The organism is Lentzea terrae (assembly GCF_003265345.1).
In the GTDB taxonomy this organism is placed as follows: Bacteria; Actinomycetota; Actinomycetes; order Mycobacteriales; family Pseudonocardiaceae; genus Lentzea; species Lentzea terrae.
Genome location: NZ_QFWW01000020.1, coordinates 419,853 through 440,472, shown reverse-complemented (window position 1 = coordinate 440,472; position 20,620 = coordinate 419,853). Strand labels below are relative to the sequence as shown.

At 68.5% G+C, this 20,620-nt stretch carries 25 protein-coding genes; 18 read left to right on the top strand and 7 right to left on the bottom strand.

Features of this window, described 5'->3' with window-relative positions:
• Positions 1 to 67 precede the first annotated feature (67 nt).
• On the top strand, positions 68 to 805 hold the full coding sequence (locus DI276_RS23995; RefSeq protein ID WP_112267003.1) for a DUF4142 domain-containing protein: 738 nt from the start codon (positions 68 to 70) through the stop codon (positions 803 to 805).
• Positions 806 to 820: 15 nt separating this feature from the next.
• Positions 821 to 1,939 carry an FAD-dependent oxidoreductase gene (locus DI276_RS23990; RefSeq protein ID WP_112267001.1) on the top strand — a complete coding sequence of 373 codons (1,119 nt, stop codon included), beginning with the start codon at positions 821 to 823 and terminating at the stop codon, positions 1,937 to 1,939.
• On the opposite strand, the gene DI276_RS23985 is transcribed toward DI276_RS23990, so the two are convergent.
• Entirely contained in the window at positions 1,936 to 2,304 is a 369-nt protein-coding gene (locus tag DI276_RS23985; RefSeq protein WP_112266999.1) for a winged helix-turn-helix transcriptional regulator, read from the bottom strand. The genes DI276_RS23990 and DI276_RS23985 overlap by 4 nt on opposite strands.
• A gap of 84 nt (positions 2,305 to 2,388) precedes the next feature.
• On the opposite strand from DI276_RS23985, the gene DI276_RS23980 reads away from it, so the two are divergent.
• Genes DI276_RS23980 through DI276_RS23960 form a run of 5 tightly spaced genes read left to right on the top strand, consistent with a single transcriptional unit; the run spans position 2,389 to position 5,700 of the window.
• Positions 2,389 to 2,784: a nuclear transport factor 2 family protein gene (locus DI276_RS23980; RefSeq protein ID WP_112266997.1), complete on the top strand. Its 396-nt coding sequence runs from the start codon at positions 2,389 to 2,391 to the stop codon at positions 2,782 to 2,784.
• A 54-nt stretch (positions 2,785 to 2,838) separates the two neighbouring features.
• Entirely contained in the window at positions 2,839 to 3,987 is a 1,149-nt protein-coding gene (locus tag DI276_RS23975) for an AI-2E family transporter (RefSeq protein ID WP_232836866.1), read from the top strand.
• A 23-nt stretch (positions 3,988 to 4,010) separates the two neighbouring features.
• Positions 4,011 to 4,508 carry a peptide-methionine (S)-S-oxide reductase MsrA gene (msrA, locus tag DI276_RS23970; protein ID WP_109643025.1) on the top strand — a complete coding sequence of 166 codons (498 nt, stop codon included), beginning with the start codon at positions 4,011 to 4,013 and terminating at the stop codon, positions 4,506 to 4,508.
• Positions 4,487 to 4,984 carry an MOSC domain-containing protein gene (locus tag DI276_RS23965; protein WP_112266994.1) on the top strand — a complete coding sequence of 166 codons (498 nt, stop codon included), beginning with the start codon at positions 4,487 to 4,489 and terminating at the stop codon, positions 4,982 to 4,984. Before msrA ends, DI276_RS23965 begins: the two co-directional genes overlap by 22 nt.
• Positions 4,981 to 5,700, top strand: a complete 720-nt coding sequence (locus tag DI276_RS23960) for a polysaccharide deacetylase family protein (RefSeq protein WP_112266992.1) — start codon at positions 4,981 to 4,983, stop codon at positions 5,698 to 5,700. The genes DI276_RS23965 and DI276_RS23960 overlap by 4 nt, the downstream gene beginning before the upstream one ends.
• On the opposite strand, the gene DI276_RS23955 is transcribed toward DI276_RS23960, so the two are convergent.
• Positions 5,697 to 6,569, bottom strand: coding sequence for an SDR family NAD(P)-dependent oxidoreductase (locus tag DI276_RS23955; protein WP_198680852.1), 873 nt, complete (start codon positions 6,567 to 6,569; stop codon positions 5,697 to 5,699). The genes DI276_RS23960 and DI276_RS23955 overlap by 4 nt on opposite strands.
• Positions 6,569 to 7,294 carry an SDR family oxidoreductase gene (locus tag DI276_RS23950; RefSeq protein WP_112266988.1) on the bottom strand — a complete coding sequence of 242 codons (726 nt, stop codon included), beginning with the start codon at positions 7,292 to 7,294 and terminating at the stop codon, positions 6,569 to 6,571. Before DI276_RS23950 ends, DI276_RS23955 begins: the two co-directional genes overlap by 1 nt.
• Positions 7,295 to 7,388: 94 nt before the next feature.
• Here DI276_RS23950 and DI276_RS23945 point away from each other — a divergent pair, with 94 nt between their 5' ends.
• Positions 7,389 to 8,060 (top strand): TetR/AcrR family transcriptional regulator, encoded by a 672-nt coding sequence (locus tag DI276_RS23945; RefSeq protein WP_112266986.1) that lies wholly within the window; start codon positions 7,389 to 7,391, stop codon positions 8,058 to 8,060.
• A 16-nt stretch (positions 8,061 to 8,076) separates the two neighbouring features.
• Here DI276_RS23945 and DI276_RS23940 read toward each other — a convergent pair whose 3' ends face one another.
• Both DI276_RS23940 and DI276_RS23935 read right to left on the bottom strand, forming a co-directional pair.
• On the bottom strand, positions 8,077 to 8,823 hold the full coding sequence (locus DI276_RS23940; protein ID WP_232836865.1) for an NPP1 family protein: 747 nt from the start codon (positions 8,821 to 8,823) through the stop codon (positions 8,077 to 8,079).
• A 111-nt stretch (positions 8,824 to 8,934) separates the two neighbouring features.
• Entirely contained in the window at positions 8,935 to 9,756 is an 822-nt protein-coding gene (locus tag DI276_RS23935) for a siderophore-interacting protein (RefSeq protein WP_198680851.1), read from the bottom strand.
• 78 nt (positions 9,757 to 9,834) lie between these two features.
• Here DI276_RS23935 and DI276_RS23930 point away from each other — a divergent pair, with 78 nt between their 5' ends.
• Positions 9,835 to 10,311 carry a hypothetical protein gene (locus DI276_RS23930; protein WP_112266982.1) on the top strand — a complete coding sequence of 159 codons (477 nt, stop codon included), beginning with the start codon at positions 9,835 to 9,837 and terminating at the stop codon, positions 10,309 to 10,311.
• A gap of 58 nt (positions 10,312 to 10,369) precedes the next feature.
• On the opposite strand, the gene DI276_RS23925 is transcribed toward DI276_RS23930, so the two are convergent.
• Positions 10,370 to 10,726, bottom strand: coding sequence for a MerR family transcriptional regulator (locus DI276_RS23925; protein ID WP_112266980.1), 357 nt, complete (start codon positions 10,724 to 10,726; stop codon positions 10,370 to 10,372).
• A 56-nt stretch (positions 10,727 to 10,782) separates the two neighbouring features.
• Between DI276_RS23925 and DI276_RS23920 the strand changes: the two genes are divergently transcribed.
• From DI276_RS23920 to DI276_RS23890, 6 genes are read left to right on the top strand one after another with little or no spacing between them, the layout of a single operon-like run.
• Positions 10,783 to 11,289 carry a polysaccharide deacetylase family protein gene (locus DI276_RS23920; RefSeq protein WP_112266978.1) on the top strand — a complete coding sequence of 169 codons (507 nt, stop codon included), beginning with the start codon at positions 10,783 to 10,785 and terminating at the stop codon, positions 11,287 to 11,289.
• Positions 11,290 to 11,297: 8 nt separating this feature from the next.
• Positions 11,298 to 12,743 carry an argininosuccinate synthase gene (argG, locus tag DI276_RS23915; protein ID WP_112266976.1) on the top strand — a complete coding sequence of 482 codons (1,446 nt, stop codon included), beginning with the start codon at positions 11,298 to 11,300 and terminating at the stop codon, positions 12,741 to 12,743.
• A gap of 51 nt (positions 12,744 to 12,794) precedes the next feature.
• A complete protein-coding gene (locus DI276_RS23910; protein ID WP_157984898.1) occupies positions 12,795 to 13,550 on the top strand; it encodes a YwqG family protein in 756 nt (251 codons plus the stop codon).
• Entirely contained in the window at positions 13,550 to 14,218 is a 669-nt protein-coding gene (locus DI276_RS23905) for a YwqG family protein (protein ID WP_112266972.1), read from the top strand. The genes DI276_RS23910 and DI276_RS23905 overlap by 1 nt, the downstream gene beginning before the upstream one ends.
• Complete coding sequence (locus DI276_RS23895; protein ID WP_157984897.1) at positions 14,218 to 14,940, top strand: hypothetical protein; 723 nt, start codon at positions 14,218 to 14,220, stop codon at positions 14,938 to 14,940. The genes DI276_RS23905 and DI276_RS23895 overlap by 1 nt, the downstream gene beginning before the upstream one ends.
• Positions 14,933 to 15,775, top strand: coding sequence for a phosphotransferase (locus DI276_RS23890; protein ID WP_112266960.1), 843 nt, complete (start codon positions 14,933 to 14,935; stop codon positions 15,773 to 15,775). Before DI276_RS23895 ends, DI276_RS23890 begins: the two co-directional genes overlap by 8 nt.
• On the opposite strand, the gene DI276_RS23885 is transcribed toward DI276_RS23890, so the two are convergent.
• Positions 15,763 to 16,611: a LysR family transcriptional regulator gene (locus DI276_RS23885; protein WP_112266958.1), complete on the bottom strand. Its 849-nt coding sequence runs from the start codon at positions 16,609 to 16,611 to the stop codon at positions 15,763 to 15,765. The genes DI276_RS23890 and DI276_RS23885 overlap by 13 nt on opposite strands.
• 69 nt (positions 16,612 to 16,680) lie before the next feature.
• Here DI276_RS23885 and DI276_RS23880 point away from each other — a divergent pair, with 69 nt between their 5' ends.
• From DI276_RS23880 to DI276_RS23870, 3 genes are all read left to right on the top strand, one after another.
• A complete protein-coding gene (locus tag DI276_RS23880) occupies positions 16,681 to 17,535 on the top strand; it encodes an EamA family transporter (protein WP_232836864.1) in 855 nt (284 codons plus the stop codon).
• 32 nt (positions 17,536 to 17,567) lie between these two features.
• Positions 17,568 to 19,568, top strand: coding sequence for a neutral/alkaline ceramidase (locus DI276_RS23875; protein WP_112266954.1), 2,001 nt, complete (start codon positions 17,568 to 17,570; stop codon positions 19,566 to 19,568).
• A gap of 92 nt (positions 19,569 to 19,660) precedes the next feature.
• On the top strand, positions 19,661 to 20,596 hold the full coding sequence (locus DI276_RS23870; protein ID WP_112266952.1) for an alpha/beta hydrolase: 936 nt from the start codon (positions 19,661 to 19,663) through the stop codon (positions 20,594 to 20,596).
• The last annotated feature ends 24 nt before the right edge of the window (positions 20,597 to 20,620 follow it).

Here is a 20,620-nt window from a genome sequence, read left to right as displayed (position 1 = left end):
AGCTAGTTCTACAGGGTCGGCTGTTGGTAACGAACCGATAACCATTGCACTGTGCAACGGACTGGTCTTGCTGGTCGGTGCGCCACCCGCGTTCGCCCAGCCGAACCTCGGACCCGACTACGTGGAAACCCCGTTCGGGCCGATGGGGCCTGCCGGGCGCGACCTGTTGCAGAAGGTGGCGCTCGCCGGGCTGTGGGAAGGTCCCGCCGGGCGGATGGGGCTCGAGAAGTCGGCCAACCCGAAGGTGCAGGAGGCCGGCCGGCACCTGATCGACGGGCACGCGAACCTCGACCGCCGGACCGCCCAGCTCGCGCGCACGTTGAACGTGCAGCTGCCCACCCAGCCCAGCGACGCGCAACAGGGCTGGCTGAACGAGATGGCGGCCGCGCCCGCACGCAGCGTCGAGTTCGACAAGGTCTTCGCGAACCGGCTGCGGGCGGCGCACGGCGGCGTCTACAAGTTCCTCGCCTCGGTGCGGACCGGCACGCGCAACACCGCGATCCGCGACTACGCCAAGGTCTGCATGGACACCGTGCTGGATCACATGCAGGTGCTGGAAGCCACCGGGATGGTCGACTTCGCCGACACCGAGGCGATCCCGCTGGCGCTGGTCGCGCAGCCGTCGTCGATCGCGCCTTCTGTGCCGCGCGTGCCGCAGGTCATCACGCAGAACTCCCAGCAGCGGCAACAGCAACCTGACGACGGCATTCCCGACGGCCTGCTCGGGCTGGGCGTGCTGGTGGCGGCCGGGGTCGGGATCTGGCTGTGGAGTGGCGGACGGAGCAGCCGGCGCATGCACGGGTGATGCTAGATTGGGCATATGCCTAAGTCGAGTGCCCAACGAGCGTTGGTCGTCGGAGCGGGAATAGCCGGGCTGGCGACGGCGTGGTGGCTGGAACGAGCCGGCTGGGACGTCCTGGTCGTCGAGAAGGCTCCCGCGTTCCGCGCCGGCGGCTACATGATCGATTTCTTCGGACCGGGTCACGAGGTGGCACGGCGGATGGGCCTGCTGCCGGCGGTGGAGGCCCGTCGCGCGCCGATCTCGTCCGTGGCCAGCGTGGATGAGCGCGGCCGAGAGCGTGCCTCGATCTCCACCGAGGCCTACGAGGCGGTCGCGGACGGAGTGGTCAGCCTGCTGCGGGGTGACCTGGCGGAGGTGCTCCGCGACGCCGTGCGTTCGCCGATCCGTTACGGGACAACGGTTTCTTCGGTTGAAGAGCTGGAAGACTTCGACTTGGTCGTCGGTGCGGACGGCGTGCACTCACGGGTGCGCGAGCTGGTCTTCGGGCCGTCGTCCGTGCGGTACCTCGGGCATCACGTGGCGGCGTATTCGTTGGACGATCCGGCGTTGAGCGCGCAAATCGGCTACCGCTACCAGATGTTGACCGTGCCGCACCGGATGATCGGCTGCTACGCCGTGCGCGACGGGGCTCTCGCGGCGTTGATGTTGTACCGGTCGTCTTCTTCGGTGTTGCCCGCGGATCCTGCCGTTGCGCTGCGGGAGCGGTTCGGTGACCTGGGCTGGGTGGCGCCTTCGCTGCTTTCCGTTGTGCCATCCGACGTTTACTTCGACACTGTGTCCCAAGTGGACATGCCTGTCTGGCATCGCGGCAAGGTCGTCCTGGTCGGCGACGCGTGCGGGGCGGTCTCCCTGTTCGCGGGCCACGGCGCGTCGCTCGCGATGACCGGCGCGTTCGTGCTGGCCGAGGAGCTTGCTGTGGGTACGGACGGCGCGTTCGAGCGTTATCAGGCGCGGATGAAACCGGTCGTCGCGCGCACCCAGGAGTTCGGGCGGAAGTTCATCGGCTGGATGGCGCCGTCGTCCCGCTTGCGAATCTCGTTGCGCGACATGGCTTTCCGGCTGTCCGGCCAGCCGGTCGTGCGCAACCTGATCCGCGGCTCGGTCATGCCCGACGTCGACGGCGTGCTCCTTCGTTAGCGCGCGTCGTACCTCTCGCGGTTCACGAGCACCTCCGCGATGTGCTGCTCGGCCCAGCGGCACAACACCAACAACGGTTCGTGCAAGGTGAACCCGAGCTCCGTCAGCTCGTATTCGACTCGCGGCGGCACCTCCGCGTACACGTGCCGAGTGACCAGCCCGTCCCGTTCAAGATCCCGAAGCGTCTCGGTCAGCACCTTGCCGCTGATGCCGTCGATCTCCTGTTTGAGGTCGCCGAACCGCATGCGCCCGTTGCCCAGCACCGTGACCACCATCGCCGTCCACTTGTTCGCGATGCGTGCGAGGCTCTTCCGCGAGGGGCACGAGGCGGCCAGCACGCTCCAGTCGGGCACCGTCTGTGACATGGCGCACATCCGTCCGTTAGTTACGTTGAGGTAATTGGTTACCTTTGGTGAGCATAGGGCAACACCAGTGCAAAGGAGAAACCAATGACTTCCCCGCTCGCCGTCATCACCACCTACTTCGACGCCCTCGAGTCCGGCGACTTCGCCACCGTCGCCGCCCAGTTCGCCGACGACATCGTGTGGCACCAGCCGGGCGCGAACCGGTTCTCCGGTGTGCACCACGGCAGTGCGGCCGTCGGCGACATGATCGGCGGCATGATGGCCGTCTCCGAGGGCACGTTCACGTTGAAGCGCAACGCCCCGTTGATGGTCAACGGCGACATCGTGGCGGCGCCGGTGCACTGGACTGGCAAGCGTTCCGGTGCCGAGATGGACGGCGTTGGGGTCGACGTGATGCGCGTGGTCGACGGCAAGGTCGTCGAGGTGTGGCTGTTCACCGCCGACCCCGCCGAGGAGGACGCGTTCTGGGGTCAGGCGTAACGATCTGACGGCATGTCGCCACCCGTTCGGGCTAGATCAGGACAGACTGTGTGCGTGGAACGGGAACGCAGGTGGGCGGACAAGGGTGAGGCCATCGGGCACGGCGTGAGCTGGCTCGCGCGGTGGAGTCTGCGGGTGGCGCTGGCGGCGCTCGGCTTCTGGATGGTCGCGTGGCTGGTCGGGCAGCTGTGGGTGGTCGTGATGCCCGTGCTGCTGGGGTTGCTGATCACGACCGTGCTGTGGCCGCCAGCCAGGTGGCTGATGTCGAAGGGGCTGAACTCGGCGCTGTCGGCGACGATCGTGCTGGTCGTCGGGCTCGCGGTGCTGGGAGGGGTGATCGCGGCGATCGCGTCGTCGATCGCGTCCGGTGTGCCGGAGATCGCCGACAGTGCCACCGAGGCCGTGCAGAAGCTGCAGGACTGGGTGGCCGGGCCGCCGTTCAACCTGCGCGACACGGACCTCGACCGGTTGATCGCCCAGGGTGTCGAGCAGATCAAGTCGAGTATCGGGTCCATCGCGAACGGGTTGCTGACCGGCGCGGGCGCGGTGACGTCCGGAGTGGTGACGGGTCTGGTGGCGTTGCTGCTGGCCTTCTTCTTCGTCAAGGACGGCATGCGGTTCACGCCGTGGCTGCGCGGGCTGATCGGCGAGCGGGCGGGCGAGCACGTCACGACCGTGCTGGAGCGGATCTGGGTGACGCTCGGCTCGTTCATCCGCAGTCAGGCGGTCGTGTCGCTGATCGACGCGGTCTTCATCGGGCTCGGCCTGGTGATCCTCGGCGTGCCGCTGGCCATTCCGCTGGCCGCGCTGACGTTCCTCGGCGGCTTCATCCCGATCATCGGCGCGTTGATCGCGGGCGCGCTGGCGGTGCTGGTCGCGCTCGTCAGCAACGGGCTGACCACGGCGATCATCATGCTGATCATCGTCATCGTGGTGCAGCAGGTCGAGGGCAACGTGCTGCAGCCCATCCTGCAGTCGCGCGGTCTGCGCCTGCACGCGGCGGTGGTGTTGCTGGTCGTCACCGCGGGTACGTCGTTGTACGGCATCGCGGGCGCGTTCTTCTCCGTGCCGGTGGCCGCCGCCGTGGCCGTCGTCCTGCGCTACCTGGGCGAGGTCATCGAGGCCCGCTCGGTGGCGCCCGTAATGGATACGTCACAACCTGACGGGGATGATGAGCCCGGCCCCGAACGTTCTGCTGAGTGAACACCGAGCAGAGGAGAATTACCGTGACGGAGAAGGCTGTTCTCGCGGGCGGCTGTTTCTGGGGCATGCAGGACCTGTTCCGCCGCCACCCCGGAGTCGTCTCCACCCGCGTCGGCTACACCGGCGACCCCAGCACGCCCAACGCCACCTACCGCCGCCACGGCAACCACGCCGAGGCCATCGAGATCGTGTTCGACCCCGAGCAGCTGAGCTACCGGCAGATCCTGGAGTTCTTCTTCCAGATCCACGACCCGTCGACCCGCAACCGCCAGGGCAACGACATCGGCGCCAGCTACCGGTCGGCGATCTTCTACACCGATGACGCGCAGAAGCAGGTGGCGGAGGCCACCATCGCCGACGTCGACGCCTCCGGCAAGTGGCCGGGCAAGGTCGTCACCGAGGTCACCCAGGCGACGGAGTTCTGGGAGGCCGAGCCGGAGCACCAGGACTACCTGGAGCGCTACCCGAACGGCTACACGTGCCACTACGTGAGGCCGGAATGGCAGCTCGGCGAGAGGTAGAGATCGTCGCGTTGCACGTCTCACCTGTGCACGCCTACGAGGGCCGTCCGTCGGACGGCCCTCGTCCCGATCCTGAACCCGTTTCGCGGGACCACGTGGAGATCCGCGCCCAGCTGGGAATCGTCGGCGACAGGTTCTTCAACCACCGGGCGCACCGCAACGCCGCGATCACCCTGATCGCCGCCGAGTCACTCGACCCGTGGCCGGTCGACCCGTTGCTGGCACGACGGAACATTGTCGTGCGCGGGTTCGATGTGGACTCACTGCCGCGCGGCACGATCTTCAGCCTCGACACGGGCGACGGACCGGTGCGCTTCGAGGTCCACCGGCGGGCCAACCCGTGTGCCTGGATGGACGCCGTCATCGCTCCGGGCGCGTTCAAAGCCCTGCGAGGCAAGGGCGGCATCCGCACCGTGCCGCTCGACGACGGGGTGCTGCGGGTGGGAAAAGCCGCATTGGCCATAGTGGGCGCATGAAGTGGTTGCGCCGCAAGCCAACGATCATCACCGCAGTCGGCCTCGTCATCGTACTGGCAGCCGCAGCAGCACTGTGGAACATCAGCAGCTCCCGCACCTTCCAGTTCTTCGGTGAGCTGGTGGCCCGAGTCGAGACCACCGAGAAGGTCATCGCCCTGACCTTCGACGACGGCCCGGACCCGGCCGGCGCCCAGGCCACGCTCGACGTGCTGGCCCAGAAACAGGTGCCGGCGACGTTCTTCCTCAACGGCAGCGGCCTGAAGCAGTACCCCGACCTCGGCCGCAAGATCGCGGAGGCCGGGCACGAGATCGGCAACCACACCTACTCGCACGAGCGGATGGTCCTCGTGTCGCCGGGGTTCGTGGCCAAGGAGATCGAGGACACCGACGAGCTGATCCGCGCCACCGGGTACCAGGGGCCGATCCACTTCCGGCCGCCCAACGGCAAGAAGCTCTTCACGTTGCCGCACTACCTCGAGACCCACGACCGCAAGACGATCATGTGGGACGTCGAGCCGGACTCCGCGGGCGCGCACACCGCGAAAGAGATCGAGAGCGAGGTGCTGGGCAGCACCAAGCCGGGTTCCATCGTGTTGCTGCACTCGATGTTCGGGGCGCGGGAGCCGACACGGCAGGCGCTCGGGCCGATCATCGACGGCCTAAAGGAGCGCGGCTTCCGGTTCGTCACCGTGTCCGCGCTCCTCAGCCAGGCCTAGATCAGGTCGGCCAGCTCCACCCGGCGCAGGAACTCGCTGCGCACCCGGTCCGCCACGGCGTTCACCACGGCGGCACCGTCGTCGGACGGGTCGACGTGCACGCGAAACGGCGGCTGCGCGGCGTTCACGACGTCCACGATAGCTTCAGCGACGGCTGAAACAGAGGCCCACGCGGGCTCCAGTTCGGCGAGTCGAGCGCCGACTTGTTCCATCAAGCCTGGATAGAACTCCTCGTACGCCGAAGCGACGTCCGTGTCGGCGGGGGTGCCGCTGTGCGCGAAGTGGTTGGTGCCGTGGGTGAACGCGCCCGGCACGACGATCGTGGTGTCGATGCCGAACCGCAGCAGCTCGGCGCGGTACGAGACGGCGACCGCGTCCATTGCCGCCTTGGCCGCGAAGTACGGGGCCAGGTACGGGGGAGTGCCGCCGCGCGTCGACGATGAACCCACCCACACGACGTGGCCGGAGCGTTGTGAACGCAGGTGTGGCAGAGCAGCGCGGTTGACCCGTTGCGTGCCAAGGACGTTCACGTCGTACAGGGCCGCGTACTGCTCCGGCGTGAACGCCTCGGCCGGGCCGGTGACCATGTGGCCGGCGTTGTGCACGACCACGTCGAGGTGGCCCTGCTCGGCAATGATTAACGCAACAGCGGCATCGGCTGACGACTGCGACTGCACGTCCAGCTCGACGGCGTGCACGTCGAAGTCACCAGAAGCCCCGAACGCGCCGAGGTCGGCGACGGCCGCGGCGTTGCGGCCAACGGTTTCTCGCATGCCCGCGTAGACGGTGTGCCCGGCGCGAGCCAGAGCACGCACTGCCAGCGCTCCGAAGCCGCTGGACGCTCCCGTGACAACGATGACCTTGCCCATCAGATGATGCCTCCGTTCGCACGAACAACCTGACCGTTGATCCAGCGGGCCGGGCCCGCGAGGAAGGAGATGACCTCGGCGATGTCGTCCGGGGAGCCGATGCGCTCCAGCGGCGCCTGCTTCGCGAGGTTGTCGATCGTCGCCTCGTCCTTGCCCTCCAGGAACAGCGCGGTGGCGGTGGGGCCGGGGGCGACGGCGTTCACGGTGATGTCACGGCCGCGCAGTTCGCGGGCCAGGACCAGGGTCAGCGCCTCGACGCCGCCCTTCGACATGGCGTAGGCGCCGTACTGCGGGAAACGCAGGCCCACGACCGATGACGAGACGTTGATGATGGCGCCGCCGTTGCGCAAACGGCGCGCGGCTTGCTGTGAGACGACGAACGTGCCACGCGCGTTGGTGCGCATGATGCGGTCGAAGACGTCGAGGTCCATGTCGGCGACCGTGCCCAACGGCATGATGCCCGCCGAGTTCACGACGACGTCCACGCCGCCGAACGTCTCGGCCGCGAGATCAAAAGCGGCACCCAGAGCCGCCGGGTCGGCCACGTCGGCCTGCGCGGCGATGGCCTGGCCGCCCGAAGCGGTGATCTCCTCGACCGCCTTGTCGGCCTCGACCTTGTTGCCGGCGTAGACGATGACGACGGCCATGCCGTCCGCGGCGAGACGCTCGGCGGCTGACCGCCCGATGCCCCTCGATCCGCCGGTGACGATCGCAACGCGAGTCATGTCGGTGCTCCCTAGCTGCTGTTTCCGGCGATAACACAATCAACGTAGCACTGATATCGAACCAGCGCTACCTCAAATGTGTTATCGTCGTTACATGGACACGAGGGAGCGGTTGGTGAAGGCCGCGGCCGAGCTGCTGATCGAGGGCGGAAAGGAGGCTGTCTCCACGCGCGCGGTGGCCGCGGCGGCGGGTGTGCAGGCGCCGACGCTCTACCGGCTGTTCGGGGACAAGGACGGCCTGCTGGACGCCGTCGCCGCCTACGGCTTCGCCGACTACCTCGCGACCAAGCACGCGATGGGCGCGAGCGACAACCCGGTCGACGACCTGCGGCGCGGGTGGGAGCTGCACATCGGGTTCGGTCTGGCGCGGCCCGCGTTCTACCTGCTGATGTACGGCGAGCCGCGCAAGCGCGAGGCGCGGCTGGAGGCGGACGCGATGCTCCGCGAGATCATCAGCCGCATCGCGCAGGTGGGCCGGTTGACGGTGCCGATCGATCAGGCCGCGCAGTTCGTGCACGCGGCGGGCACGGGCGTGGTGCTGTCGTTGATCGCGACGCCGGAAGAGGACCGCGACCTGGAGCTGATCACTTTCAGCAGAGAACAGGTGATCAGGGCGATCACGACGGACGCCTCACCGGACGAGCCGACGGACATCCCGAGCAGGGCCATCGCACTTCGGGTGGCACTGGAGGAGGACCCGCCCCTGATGCTGTCTCCAGCGGAACGGGCCCTCCTGGCCGAGTGGCTTGATCGCGTGGCCAAGTAACTGCGCAGCCAAAAGATCAAGCATTCGGGTCGAACGGGATCCCGGCCGGCTTCGCGATGCCGAGGTTGTGGTTGAACGCGCCGTCCTTGATCGCCAGCGAGGCGCTGCCGAAGTTCGCGTTCACCAGGATGTCGCGCACCCCGGCGGGGAACCGGTCCCAGCTCACCAGGGCCGGGTACTGGTAGACCCCGTAGTGGTTCTCCGCCTGCTCGTTGAAGCCCGCGAGGCGGAAGCAGTGCGTGCTGGCGCCGTCCTTGTGGTAGATGATCTTCGGGTGGGTGCCTTCCCACGCCACGTTCGCGCGCGGGTGGGTCTTGTACTTGCCGTGCTCCGACGTCGAGACGTACTGGGCCACGTCGTTCTGCACCCAGACGATCACGTGCTCGATGTCGTGCCGGTGGCCGCAGCAGTCCCAGCCCGGCACGGCCTGGTCCTTCTCGAAGTACAGGTCGTACAGGTAGGCGCACCAGCCGTTGTTGCACTTGGAGCGGCTGTAGGAGTTGGTGTTGTCCAGGTCGGACCGGTCGTGGCACTGGCCGTTCAACGCGCCGGAGTTCTTCAGGCCGGTCGCCACCTGACCGGTCGGCGAGATCGCCGGGGTGGGGTAGCAGCCGTCGCCGTCGTAGTCGAACGCCGGCTGCCACTTGCCGTCCTCCGCCGTGTGGTTGGCGGGGATGGCCTGCGGCGGGTCGGCGAGCGCGACACCGGGCAGGAGTGCGGTGATCAGGAGCGCGCCGGCCAGCGCTGGCAGGAACTTCCTCAACAGGGGCCTCAATTTCCGTGAGCAGGGGCGGAGAGGCTTGCGAGGCAGAAGGTGGTACATGAACAGCGTTCACGTCCAGCTAGTTCGCCAAATCTTTGCCGGCCGGGAATTTCACATTCGGGCTGAGCCGACCTTCCAGTACCCGCTGAACATGATCGCCTTGCGGTCCACCCCGCGCTCCTTCACCAGATGCCGCCGCACCCCGGTCGCCAGCGCGGACTCCCCGCACGCCCACGCGTACTCCACAGTGGGCAGAGCCTTGCCCTGGATCGCCGGCAGCACAGCGGAACCCGGCGCCCCGGACCTCCGGAACACCCACTCCACGTCGAGATCGACCCGGTAGGACTCGTCCGGCACCTCGACGAAGACGTGCATCGGCCGCGTCTCCACCTCGAGGATCGCCGACAGCGCGGGCAACGCCGTCTCGTCGGCCGCGAGCAGCACCGAGCTCGACGTGGGTGGCCGGTACGCCGAACCGCCCGCGCGGAAGCCCGCCTTGTCGCCCGCGATGGCGAGCCGGGCCCAGCGCGTGCCGGGGCCCGCGTCGCCGTGCACCACGAAGTCGACGTCGATCTCGCCGGCCGGGGGACGGTGCGCGCGGATCGTGTACCAGCGCAGGTCCGGCCGCACGTCCTCGGCCATGGCGCGCAACGACGTGCGGACGTTGATCCGGTCGTCGGCGGGCATGACCAGCTCGCGGCCGCTCGCCGTCAGCAGGCCGAAGTACTCGTCGGGGCCAGTCAGCTCGAACGACGTGAACTCCGGCGCGTGGAAGGTGATGCGGCGCATGTGCTCGCTGAGCTCGGTCACCGCGGTGACGGTCATGACGAACTGGTCGAAGACCTCGCGCCGGTTCGCGGGTGCCATCACCAGTTCGGCGGCCTTCGTGGCGGCCTTGATCGTGAACCTGTCGAACGCGGAGTAGTGCGGCATGCGAGCACGTACACCTTTGGTTAGGTTTACCTAAACCTTCTCGGGCGGAAACAGCCGATCACCGGCACACTGCGAGACATGTTTCCCAGGACCGCGCAGCAGCAGTGGTGGTTCCTCGAGCCCGAGCAGAAGAACCGCAGCCAGGCGATCGGGCTGCGGCTCGCCATCGCCTACCACGAGCGTGACGCGGAGAGCGTCGCGACACTGCTGCCCGCGGACGACGAGGAGATCCGGCTCGTGATGGGCGCGCTGGAGAACGGCCTGCTCGGCCTCAACCAGCTCTACCCGCCCGGCCCGCCGGACGAGGTCTGGGAACGCGTCACGCCGATCATCGACGCCTCTGCCCCCAAGGGCGTGGCGCCGCGGATGCGGGCGTTGCTCGCGGCGATGTCGGACGCGATGTACGACCCCACGCTGGGCGAGGTCTACGAACGCAAGGAGCAGGACCCGTACACGGGCGCGCACCTGTTCGCGGCCGTCACGGCGATGCGCGCCGACGAGCACGAGGGCAGCATCGAGCGCATGCGGGAGAAGGCGGACGAACTCGAGCGCTAGTGGCGTGGCCCAGTACGTTGCCAGGCGAATTACCCGGCCGTCGTACTGGGCCACGCCACTAGTCCGAGGCGGCGTCGATCACGTCGTCCAGCACGTCACGGGTGGCGTGCAGGTCGGCGATCATCCGGTCGATCCGCAGGCGTTCCTTCTTGAGGTCCTCGACCAGCAGCGGGGTGGCGATCTCGGACGGCCCGCCGTCGTAGTCGCGCATGCACGGCAGCATCAGGGCGATCTTCTTGCTGGGCAGGCCGGCCGCGAACAGCTCCTGGATCCTGATCACCCGGTCGACCGCCGAGTCCGGGTATTCCCGCTGGCCACCGGACGTGCGCGTGGACGCCAGCAGGTCCTGCTGCTCGTAGTAGCGCAACGACCGTTCGCTCACGCCTGTGCGCCGCGCAAGTTCGCCGATCTTCACGTTCGCCCCCTCGAACCCTTGAACCTGACACTGGTGTCAGCTCCTACCGTCCCGGCATGACAGCCAACACGCAAGCCATGTACGTCCTCCTCGACATCGCGAACGACCACGGCTGGCGCGACTACGGCGCCCGCGTCGGCATCTGGCACACCATCGACGCGCTCGACCGCCACGGCATCCGCGCGACCGTTCCGCTCACCCGCGCGGCCGTCGAGCAGTACCCGCAGCTCGTCCAGGCCGGGGAAGCACGCGGGTGGGTGTGGCTGGCGAGCGAACCCGAGGCGGTCCACGCCATCGACCGCGCGACCGGCCGGAGCCCGCGCGGCTGGTTCGGGCCCGCGCCGGCGCCACCGGAGTTCGCCTATCACGCAGGCGAGCTGGACGCCCGGACCGTCCTGCTCCGGCCGTTCGCCCGTGGCTGGCCGCTGCGGCACAAGCACCTCGACCTGACCCTCGCCCAGCTGGCGGCGCGGCCCGACATCTGGCTCACTACCAGCGACGACATCGCTGAGGCGCAGCTAACAGCCACCCCGACGTGCATGCTCATACATTGTCGTGCATAATTCTCAACGTGTCCAAGGTGCTCACTTCACTTCCCGCCGGCGAACGCGTCGGCATCGCTTTCTCCGGTGGTCTCGACACCTCCGTCGCGGTCGCGTGGATGCGTGAGAAGGGCGCGGTGCCGTGCACGTACACCGCGGACATCGGTCAGTACGACGAGCCTGAGATCGACACGGTCCCCGGCCGCGCGGGCACGTACGGTGCCGAGATCGCGCGGCTGGTGGACTGCCGGTCGGCGCTCGTCGAGGAGGGACTCGCGGCGCTGGCGTGCGGCGCGTTCCACATCCGCTCCGGTGGCCGCGCGTACTTCAACACCACCCCGCTCGGGCGCGCGGTCACGGGCACCATGCTCGTGCGCGCCATGCTCGACGACGACGTCCAGATCTGGGGCGACGGCTCCACCTACAAGGGCAACGACATCGAGCGGTTCTACCGCTACGGCCTGCTCGCGAACCCGTCGCTGCGCATCTACAAGCCGTGGCTCGACGCGGAGTTCGTGACCGAGCTCGGCGGCCGCAAGGAGATGTCCGAGTGGCTGCTGGAGCGCGGCCTGCCCTACCGCGCGTCCACTGAGAAGGCCTACTCGACCGACGCGAACATCTGGGGCGCGACGCACGAGGCCAAGTCGCTCGAGCTGCTCAACGAGGGCATCGAGATCGTCGAGCCCATCATGGGCGTCAAGTTCTGGGACCCGTCGGTGGAGATCGCCACCGAGGACGTGACCATCGGCTTCGACCAGGGTCGCCCGGTCACCATCAACGGCAAGGAGTTCGGCAGCTCCGTCGACCTCGTGCTGGAGGCGAACGCCATCGGCGGCCGCCACGGTCTCGGCATGTCCGACCAGATCGAGAACCGCATCATCGAGGCCAAGAGCCGCGGCATCTACGAGGCGCCCGGCATGGCGTTGCTCTACATCGCCTACGACCGGCTCGTGAACGCGATCCACAACGAGGACACCGTCGCGGCCTACCACAACGAGGGCCGCAAGCTCGGCCGGCTGCTGTACGAGGGCCGCTGGCTCGACCCGCAGTCGCTGATGCTGCGCGAGTCGCTGCAGCGCTGGGTCGGCGCCGCGGTCACCGGCGAGGTCACGCTGCGGCTGCGGCGCGGCGACGACTACTCGATCCTCGACACGTCCGGCCCGGCGTTCAGCTACCACCCGGACAAGCTGTCGATGGAGCGCACCGAGGACTCGGCGTTCGGCCCGGTCGACCGCATCGGCCAGCTGACCATGCGCAACCTCGACATCGCGGACTCCCGCGCCAAGCTGGAGCTCTTCGCGGGCCTCGGCATGGTCGGCACCCGCCAGTCGGCGCTCATCTCCGCCCAGCCGGAACCGACCAGGCTGATCGGCGAGGTCCCGGACGGCGGCGCGGAGGCCATCGCCTCGCGCGGCACCGTCTCGGCGGCCGACGCACTGCTCGACTCGGCGGCGATCGAGTCGGGAACGGACTGATTCGCTGACTTCCGGCCCTGTTCGCAGGGCCGGAAGCTAGCCTGTTTGCTCGTGTCGATCACGGGGGAGTGGGCACGGCCCGCTGTTCGTCTGCATCCGGCCCGCGGCGCGCCGCGGGTGACCGACAGCCACATCGGCGGCCCGCTGCTGTGGCCGGCCGACGAGCCCTGGCCGTGGTGCGACGGCAGCAAGCACGACGAGGGCCTCACCATCCTCCCGGCCGACAGCTTCGGCGTCCGCGTCGCCCTGATCGGTGCCGTGCAACTGTTCCAGCGCGACTTCCCCGAACTGCCGTTCCCGCCCGGCACCGACCTGCTCCAGGTTCTGCTGTGCCCGTTGGAGCACTCCGACGAGGAGACCGACCACTTCGGGCCGTGCGTGCGGCTCTTCTGGCGTTCTTCTTCGGTCGCCGACGTCTTGGACGTGGTGCCTGACCCGGTCGTGTTCGAGCCGCAGTACCGGACGCGGCCGTGCGTGCTGCACCCGTGCCGGATCACCGAGTACCCGATGGGCGACGAACAGCCCGTGGGCGCGGGCGACTGGCCGCCGGTCGCGAACGGCAGCAAGGTCGGCGGCTGGGCGTTCTGGTGGCAGACCTCGCCGTTCGGCCTGGAATGCCCCTCCTGCGGGGCGGACCGCCGCCTTCTGCTAGCTCTGTACACCCACGAGGAACCCGAGAAGGAGCTGTGCTCCTGCGAGGTCGCCGAACGGGCGGTCGTCGGGTGGGAGTTCGGCCGGGAGGGCGCATTGAACGTGTTCGCGTGCACCAGGGATGTCCAGCACCCGATCAAGCTGCACATCGACTGATGGGCAGGGAGAGCTGGGCGAGGCCCGCGGTGCTGCTCAACCCGCTGGAAGGCGACCCGACGGACGCCGACAGCCACATCGGCGGCCCGATGTTGTGGCCGATCGACTCGGAGTGGCCTTCCTGTGACAGCCACGGTGAACCCTTCGTCGGTGCCGTGCAGCTGTACCAGCGGGATTTCCCGGAGCTTCCGTTCCCGGACGGCACCGATGTGCTGCAGGTGTTCCTGTGCACGCTGTGGCACGACGTCACGAACGCGTACGGCCCGGACGTGCGGCTGGTGTGGCGTGACTCCACGACGGTGTTCGAGCTGATCGAGGAGGAGCCCGAGCCGTCGGAGCAGGAGGAGAGGTACGTGCCGACGGTCAACGTCCTCGAACCGATCCGGTACACCGAGTACCCGCACGCGTACGAACGCCCGGAGGAGCTGCGAGACCTGCCGCCGACCTCGGGTGGAACGAAGATCGGCGGCTGGACCTGCTGGGGCGACGGGGGCCCGCTGACGTTCGACTGCCCGGAGTGCGGTGCGGTGCAGCGCCAGGTCCTGTCGCTCGGCACGCACGAGCCGTCCGGTGACCACGTCGAGTGGAACTTCGGCGAGTACGGGAACCTGAACATCTTCGCCTGCCCGCAGGACGTCCGGCACCCGATCCGGTTGTGGATCGACTGATGGCACCAGAGGACTTCGCCCGCGTCGCGGTGATGCTGAACCCGCGTCCCGGCGAGCCGACGACCGTCGACAGCCACGTCGGCGGTCCGCTCCTGTGGCCCGCCGACGAGCCGTGGCCGTGGTGCGAGGGTGCTGCTCACTACACGACCGGCGACGACATCCCGGAAGAGGCGGTCGTCGGCGTGCGGACGCCGTTCGTCGGTGCCGCGCAGCTGTACCGGCGTGACTTCCCGGAGCTGCCGTTCCCCGACGGCACCGATCTGCTGCAGGTGTTGCTGTGCACGCTGTACCACGACGTCCGGGAAGCGTGGGGTCCGGACGTTCGGCTGGTGTGGCGCGACTCCACGTCGGTGACCGAGCTGATCGACGCGCCTCGGCCCGAGTGGCAGGAGGAGGACTACGTGCTGACGCCCAACGTGCTCGAACCCGTCAGGTGCACCGAGTACGCGATGCCACCCGACCGCCCAGAGCCGTTGCGGGACGAGGAGTGGCCGGAGGTCCCGCACGGGTCGAAGGCCGGTGGCTGGACCCGTTGGTACAACGCACTTCCCCGTGAGATGGAGTGTCCGGAGTGCGGTTCGGTGCGGCGGCAGACGTTGGCACTGGGCGGCGGCGAACCGTCCGGTCACTCCATCGGCTGGGACCTCGGCAGGCAGGCCAACCTCAACGTCTTCACGTGCCCGCAGGACGTTCGACACCCGATCAAGGTGAACCTTGACTGAGCTGCCCGGCATCGCGGCCGAGCTGGGACTGCGGCCAGGAGAGCTGGTCGACACCGGCGGCGACTTCCTGGTGCTGCACGCACTGGACGCCGGTGGCGCCGCGTGGATCCTTCGTCAGCCCCGCCGCGGATGGGTACTGCGGCGCATGGGCCCCGAGCGCGCGTTGCTGGACCTGGTCGCGGACCGGGTACCGGTTCCGGTGCCCCGGTGGCGGCCTGAGGTGCGGGACATCGCGGTCTACCGGGCTCTTCCCGGCGAGTGCCCGGACGAGCCCACTGACGAGTACTTCGAGGACGTCGCACGGTTTCTCGCCGCGCTGCACGCCATCCCGCTGGAAGACGCCGTGCGGACGGGCGTCGAGGTGCGCCTGCCCGGCGAGATCCGCGCGGCGATCGCCCGCAAGATCCACCGCGCTCGGACCGAACTCGGACTGTCCGACGAACTGTGGCGCTACTGGCAGGCGTGGCTCGACGACGACTCGACGTGGCCGCCGCGGTCGGTCGTCGCGCACGCGGACATCAGCCCGGCTAACACGTTGGTGCACAACGGAAAACTCTCCGGTGTCATCGACTGGACCGACTCACTGGTGGGCGACCCGGCCGCCGACTTCCGGCGGCTCGTCAAGCAGTTCGGGCGGCTCGACTCGTTGATCGACGCCTACGAGCGGCACGGCGGGATCGCCTGGCCGGGCATGCGGCGCTACGTCGAGGAACGCGTCCGGATGGCGCCGGTCGACTCCGGGCTGTACGGGATCGACTCGGGCCAGGACCGGTACGTCAAGAGCGCTGTGGAGCGGCTGGCGGGGTTGCAGCCCCCAGGTCATCAGGCGCGATAAGCGTCGCACGCCAGCGTGACCAGGTCGGTCAGCCACCGCGGCGGCTGGTCCTTCCACCACGCGAGCCACACCGGGATCGGCGGCGCGTCCTTCACCGCCCGATACGCCACGCCGGGGCGCGGGTTCAGCGATGCGGTGGCCTCGGACGTCATGCCGACGGCCTGCCCGGCGGCGATCAGCGTCAGCCACTCGTCGACGCCGTGCGTGTTGCGGACGACAGCGGGTGCGGCGCCGGGCTGCCACAGGTCCAAAGTGGTCGTTCCGGTCCGGTCGTCGACCGCGATGCCGTACCGGGAGAAGTCGGCCAGCGACAGCGAACGCTTGCGTGCCAACGGGTTGTCCGTCGCGACAACGCCGTAGCGCCGCTCGGTGCCGAGCAAAGCCGTTTCAAAGCGCGGATCGTCGAGGGCTCGCCGCACGACCGCCACGTCCGCCATGCCCTCGGCGAGGCCCGCGGTCAGCGAGTTCGACTGCACGAACACCAGCGGCAGCCCGGGATGCGCCGATGCCCAGGCCTTCTGCACCCGCCGAGTGTGCTTGCCGAGCGCCGACCACGCGTAGCCGACGCGCACCTCGGTCTGCGACGAGGCAGCGACCCGCTCCAGGTGCGCGACCTCGTCCAGCACCCGCCGCGCGCCGGCCAGCACCTGCGAGCCCACGGGAGTCAAAGCAACGTGCCGCGTCGAGCGCTGCAACAGCCGCACGCCCAGCGAGGCCTCCAAAGCAGCAATCGCACGCGACACCGATGCTTGAGCGAGGTCGAGTTCCCGCGCCGCGTCGGTGAACGTGCCCGCGTCGACGACCGCGACGAACGCCCGCAACTGCCGCAGATCCATACGTGCAGCGTATAACCAGAACGGCTCATGCATTTCCCGTATCAACGGCCGAACCGCAGGCTGTCGACCATGAAGAGCCTCGGGGGATTCGCCACGATGACCGCCAGCGCGGCCAGCAGCCAGCTCGGTGCCGCGGTCGGTGCGCACGCGTTCGCGACGATCGGCCCGGCCGGTGTCGTGGCGGTGCGCCAGTTCGTGGCGGCGGCGGTGTTGCTCCCGGTCGCCCGGCCGAACCCGCGAAGATTCACCTGGCAGCAGTGGTGGCCGACGATCGCGCTCGGCCTGGTGTTCGCCACCATGAACCTCAGCCTCTACACGGCGGTCGACCGGATCGGCCTCGGCCTCGCGGTCACGCTGGAGGTGCTCGGCCCGCTCGCGGTCGCGCTGGCCGGGTCGCGCACGAAACACGACATCCTGTTCGTGCTGATCGCCGCCATCGGCGTCTACGTGCTGGTGCTGCCCGGCCCGAGCAGCGACTACCTCGGCATCGGCGCCGGCCTGCTCGCGGCGGCGTGCTGGGCCGCGTACATCCTGCTCAACCGCCTGGTCGGGCAACGACTCCCCGGTCTGCAGGCACCGGCGGCGGCGACGAGCGTGTCCGCGCTGCTGTACGTCCCGGTCGCGGTCTTCCTTATCGCGCAGGGCCAGTTCACTGGTACGGCGGTGCTGTACGCGGTCGGCGCGGGCGTGTTCTGCAGCGTCGTGCCCTACGTCGCCGATCTCATCGCACTGCGAAAGGTGCCCGCACGGTTCTTCGGCCTGGCGTGCAGCGTGCATCCCGTGCTGGCCGCGCTCGCGGGGCTGGTCCTGCTGGGGGAGCGGCTCGCACTCCACCATTGGGCCGGAATCTTGCTCGTCGTCACCGCCAATGCACTCGCAGTCACTTGCTCGAAGTGGCCTGGATCACCTACCGTGCAGTCCTGAAATGTGAATCCCCTTCACTTAGTGGGGTGTCCATGCGGACTGCAGTCATGACGGTCGTTGCCGCATTAGCCGGAGCCGCGCTGGTCAGTGGCCCGTTCGCGTGGGCAGATCCCGAGCCCTACCTCGTCGGCAGAGGCATCTCCGACGTCACCGGCCCGGCCGCCGAGAACGGCATGATGGGCTACTCCAAGTTCGACCAGAAGACGACCGGCATCTCGCAGCGGCTGCGGTCGCGGGCCTACGTCGTGGTCGACCGCGCCACGAACAAGCGCGTCGCGTACGTGAACGCCGACCTCGCGATGATCTTCCGCGCGGTCCAGGAAGGTGTGCTCGCGAAGCTGCAAGCCAAGTACGGCAACACTTACACGCGTGAGAACCTGCTGCTGTCCGCCACGCACACGCACAGCGGCCCCGGCGGTTACTCGCACAACCTCGCCTACAACCTCTCGATCCTCGGCATGCAACCGCAGGCACTCGCGGCGGTCGTCGACGGCGTCACCGAGTCGGTCGTCGAGGCGCACGAGGACGTCAAGCCCGGCTCGATCAGCCTCGGGATCGGCGAGCTCACGAACGCGTCGGTGAACCGGTCGCGCGTCGCGTTCGACCGCAACCCGGACAAGGGTGCGTTCCCACTCGGCATCGACCCGCAGATGACCGTGCTGAAGTTCAAGCAGTCCGGTGACGAGGTCGGCGCGATCAGCTGGTTCGCCACGCACAACACGTCGATCACCAACGCCAACACGCTGATCACCCCGGACAACAAGGGTTATGCGGCGTACCAGTGGGAGCACGACGACAAGGGCGTGCGGTACCTGGACAACACGGCCGGCTTCGTGGCGGCGTTCCCGAACACCAACGCCGGCGACATGTCGCCGAACCTCAACCTGAAGCCCGGTTCCGGCCCCACCGACAACGAGTGGGAGAACACGCGCATCATCGGCGAGCGGCAGAACCGCAAGGCGCAGGAGGTCTACCGCGGCCCGCAGGCGGCTCTCTCCGGCGGCGTCGACTACCGGATGCGGTTCGTGGACATGTCGGCCGTGCAGGTCGAGGGCCGCTACACCAGCGACGGCAAGCCCGGCACGACGTGCAACGGTGTCGTCGGCGCGTCGACGATGGCGGGCAGCATCGAGGACGGCCCGGCGCTCCCCGGCTTCAACGAGGGCATGCAGTCGCCGTGGAAGAAGCTGTTCGAGCCGCTGCAGATGGAGGTCCCGCAGTGGCTGCGGGACTGTCAGTTCCCGAAGGCGTCGCTGGTGCCGACGGGCCTGATCGGTGCCACGCCGAACATCGTGCCGCTGCAGATCGTCCGCATCGGACAGTTGCACCTCGTCGCGATGCCGTCCGAGGTGACGATCACCGCGGGCCTGCGCATCCGCAAGACCGTCGCCGCCGAGCTCGGCGTGCCGGTGCAGAACGTGCTGATCCAGGGCTACGCCAACGACTACAGCCAGTACGTCACCACACCGGAGGAGTACGACTCGCAGCAGTACGAGGGCGGGTCCACGCTGTTCGGTCGCAACACCACGCCCGCATACCAGCAGGAGTTCGGCAAGCTCGCGGCGTCCATGAAGGCCGGCACCGCGCTGCCCGCCGGTCCGAACCCCGGCAAGCCGCCGTTCACCGACATCAACCTGCAGACCGGTGTCGTGCTCGACGACAAGCCCGCAGACAAGAAGTACGGCGACGTGCTGTCCGCGCCCAAGTCGTCCTACGCGCGCGGGGAGACCGTCACGGCTGTGTTCGTCACCGGTCACCCGAAGAACAACCTGCACCGCAACGGGACGTTCCTCGAGGTGCAGCAGCAGGTGAACGGCCAGTGGGTGCGTGTCGCCGACGACGGTGACTGGTCGACGCGCTACAAGTGGGAACGCGTCGGCATCGCGTTCTCGAACGCCACGATCACCTGGCAGATCCCGCCGAGTACGCCCGCCGGCACCTACCGGATCGTGCACCACGGCGACGAGAAGTCCGGCTGGACAGGCAAGATCACCGGCTTCACCGGCGCGACCGCACCGTTCACCGTGGGCTAGCGGTTATTCCCGGCGGCGGTGAGGCAACGATTACGTTGTGCACGATTTAATCGCGCACTAGCTTTCATGGCATCCGACCTGAAGGAGCAGCCATGAAGCGCCCAGTTCTCGAGCCCGCCGCCGCCGAGTTCGCCGCCGCCACCGCCCAGCCGCCGTTCCTGTTCGAGCTCGCCCCGGAGGAGGGCCGCAAGGCCGTCGACGAGGTCCAGTCGGGTGCGATCGAGAAGCCCGAGGTCGACGAGCAACGGGTCGAGCTCGACGGGTTCAAGGTCCGGGTGGTCAAGCCGCTCGGCGCCACCGAGCAGCTTCCCGTCATCCTCTACATCCACGGCGCCGGCTGGGTTTTCGGCAACGCCCACACTCACGACCGCCTGGTCCGCGAACTGGCCACCAAGGCGGGCGCGGCCGTGGTGTTCCCGGACTACTCGCTCTCGCCAGAAGCCCGCTATCCCGTTGCCATCAACCAGAACTACGCCACCGCCCAGTGGATCCTGAGCAACGGCAGCGAGTACGGCCTCGACGCGACCCGCATCGCGGTCGCCGGTGACTCGGTCGGCGGCAACATGGCGGCGGCGTTGACGTTGCAGGCCAAGGAACGTGGCGACGTCGCGCTGAAGGCCCAGGTGCTCTTCTACCCGGTGACCGACGCGTCCTTCGACACCGACTCCTACCTGCAGTTCGCCGAGGGCTACTTCCTGCGCCGCGACGCGATGCAGTGGTTCTGGGACCAGTACACGACGAACCCGGTGGAGCGCGCGGAGATCACCGCGTCTCCGCTGCGAGCGACGAAGGAACAGCTCGCCGGCCTGCCACAGGCACTGGTGATCACCGCAGAGGCCGACGTGCTGCGCGACGAGGGCGAGGCTTACGCGGACAAGCTGCGCGAGGCCGGTGTGCCCGTCACCGCCGTCCGGTACGCGGGTGCGATCCACGACTTCGTGATGCTGAACGCGTTGCGGGGCACGCACGCCGCCGAGGCAGCGATCAACCAGGCCGCAGCGTTCCTGCGCGAGGCCCTGGACCGATGAGTTCCCGGCCGCCCGGTGGTCTGC

What these genes read in the sequence shown, in the direction of transcription:
- DI276_RS23990 (WP_112267001.1), top strand. Translation starts at nt 821, where the DNA reads ATGCCTAAGTCGAGTGCCCAACGAGCGTTGGTCGTCGGAGCGGGAATA.
- DI276_RS23985 (WP_112266999.1), bottom strand. Translation starts at nt 2,304, where the DNA reads ATGTCACAGACGGTGCCCGACTGGAGCGTGCTGGCCGCCTCGTGCCCC.
- DI276_RS23980 (WP_112266997.1), top strand. Translation starts at nt 2,389, where the DNA reads ATGACTTCCCCGCTCGCCGTCATCACCACCTACTTCGACGCCCTCGAG.
- DI276_RS23965 (WP_112266994.1), top strand. Translation starts at nt 4,487, where the DNA reads ATGGCAGCTCGGCGAGAGGTAGAGATCGTCGCGTTGCACGTCTCACCT.
- DI276_RS23960 (WP_112266992.1), top strand. Translation starts at nt 4,981, where the DNA reads ATGAAGTGGTTGCGCCGCAAGCCAACGATCATCACCGCAGTCGGCCTC.
- DI276_RS23955 (WP_198680852.1), bottom strand. Translation starts at nt 6,569, where the DNA reads ATGGGCAAGGTCATCGTTGTCACGGGAGCGTCCAGCGGCTTCGGAGCG.
- DI276_RS23950 (WP_112266988.1), bottom strand. Translation starts at nt 7,294, where the DNA reads ATGACTCGCGTTGCGATCGTCACCGGCGGATCGAGGGGCATCGGGCGG.
- DI276_RS23945 (WP_112266986.1), top strand. Translation starts at nt 7,389, where the DNA reads ATGGACACGAGGGAGCGGTTGGTGAAGGCCGCGGCCGAGCTGCTGATC.
- DI276_RS23935 (WP_198680851.1), bottom strand. Translation starts at nt 9,756, where the DNA reads ATGCCGCACTACTCCGCGTTCGACAGGTTCACGATCAAGGCCGCCACG.
- DI276_RS23930 (WP_112266982.1), top strand. Translation starts at nt 9,835, where the DNA reads ATGTTTCCCAGGACCGCGCAGCAGCAGTGGTGGTTCCTCGAGCCCGAG.
- DI276_RS23920 (WP_112266978.1), top strand. Translation starts at nt 10,783, where the DNA reads ATGACAGCCAACACGCAAGCCATGTACGTCCTCCTCGACATCGCGAAC.
- DI276_RS23905 (WP_112266972.1), top strand. Translation starts at nt 13,550, where the DNA reads ATGGGCAGGGAGAGCTGGGCGAGGCCCGCGGTGCTGCTCAACCCGCTG.
- DI276_RS23895 (WP_157984897.1), top strand. Translation starts at nt 14,218, where the DNA reads ATGGCACCAGAGGACTTCGCCCGCGTCGCGGTGATGCTGAACCCGCGT.
- DI276_RS23885 (WP_112266958.1), bottom strand. Translation starts at nt 16,611, where the DNA reads ATGGATCTGCGGCAGTTGCGGGCGTTCGTCGCGGTCGTCGACGCGGGC.
- DI276_RS23880 (WP_232836864.1), top strand. Translation starts at nt 16,681, where the DNA reads ATGAAGAGCCTCGGGGGATTCGCCACGATGACCGCCAGCGCGGCCAGC.
- DI276_RS23875 (WP_112266954.1), top strand. Translation starts at nt 17,568, where the DNA reads ATGCGGACTGCAGTCATGACGGTCGTTGCCGCATTAGCCGGAGCCGCG.
- DI276_RS23870 (WP_112266952.1), top strand. Translation starts at nt 19,661, where the DNA reads ATGAAGCGCCCAGTTCTCGAGCCCGCCGCCGCCGAGTTCGCCGCCGCC.